Below are 1,182 nucleotides of genomic sequence, written 5' to 3'. Positions count from 1 at the left end.
CGGTGCGGGTGGTGGCGAGGGCCCGGCCGATCGCGGCCGGCCGGAGTCCGGGGTGGGCGGTGAGGTGGTCCGCGAGCCGTCGGGCCTGGGCGCGGAGGGCGTCGTCCGTCCTGCCGGACAGCAGCCACACGGTGGGCTCCGCGGAGTCGTCCACGGAGTCGTCCGCGGCGGGCTGTCCGGGGGTCTCGTCCGGGAACTGTTCGATGACGACGTGGGCGTTGGTGCCGCTGGCCCCGAACGCCGAGATGCCCGCGCGGCGGGGACGCCCCGTCTCCGGCCACGGCCGGGCCTCGGTCAGCAGCCGGATGTCACCGGTGTCCCACTCGACGTGCGGCGTGGGCTCCTGGACGTGCAGCGTCGGCGGCAGTTCGCCGTGCCGCATCGCCATCACCATCTTGATCACACCCGCCACACCGGCCGCCGCCTGGGTGTGCCCGATGTTGGACTTCACCGACCCCAGCCACAACGGCTCCACCCGGTCCCGGCCGTACGTCGCCAACAGGGCCTGAGCCTCGATCGGGTCGCCGAGCGTCGTCCCCGTACCGTGCGCCTCCACCGCGTCCACCTCGGACGCCGCCAACCCCGCATTGGCGAGGGCCTGACGGATCACCCGCTCCTGGGAGAGGCCGTTGGGCGCGGTCAGCCCGTTGGACGCCCCGTCCTGGTTGACCGCTGAACCCCGCACCACCGCCAGCACCCGGTGACCGTTCCGCCGGGCGTCCGACAACCGCTCCAGCAGCACCAGCCCCGCGCCCTCGCCCCAGGACGTCCCGTCGGCCGTCGACGAGAAGGGCTTGCACCGGCCGTCCGGGGCCAGGGCCCGCTGGCGGGAGAACTCCGTGAACTGCAGCGGGGTCACGCTCACGGTCACCCCGCCGGCCAGGGCGAGGGTGCACTCCCCCGAGCGCAGCGCCTGCGCGGCCAGGTGGATCGCCATCAGCGACGAGGAGCAGGCGGAGTCGACGGACACGGCCTGGCCCTGGAGGCCCAGCAGGTAGGAGACCCGGCCGGAGGTGATGCTCGGCGAGATGCCGGTGGCGAGGTAGCCCTCGGTGTCGGGCGGTGCCTGGTCGGGGCTGCCGACGTAGCCGGAGTTCCAGATGCCGGTGAACACGCCGGTCTGGCTGCCCCGCAAGGACGTCGGATCGATCCCCGCGTCCTCCAGCGTCTCCCACGCCGTCT

The 1,182-nt window shown here is 73.9% G+C and carries 1 protein-coding gene; it reads right to left on the bottom strand.

What is annotated here, in order from left to right; translation table 11 throughout:
* Window positions 1–1,182, bottom strand: a 1,182-nt coding sequence (locus ABZW03_RS41065) for a beta-ketoacyl synthase N-terminal-like domain-containing protein (protein WP_355270014.1), incomplete at both ends; no start/stop codon positions are given.

It is taken from the genome of Kitasatospora sp. NPDC004799 (assembly GCF_040609095.1).
GTDB lineage: Bacteria > Actinomycetota > Actinomycetes > Streptomycetales > Streptomycetaceae > Kitasatospora.
Note: the sequence above shows the minus strand (reverse complement) of the source record. Positions and strands in the feature narration are given on the sequence as shown.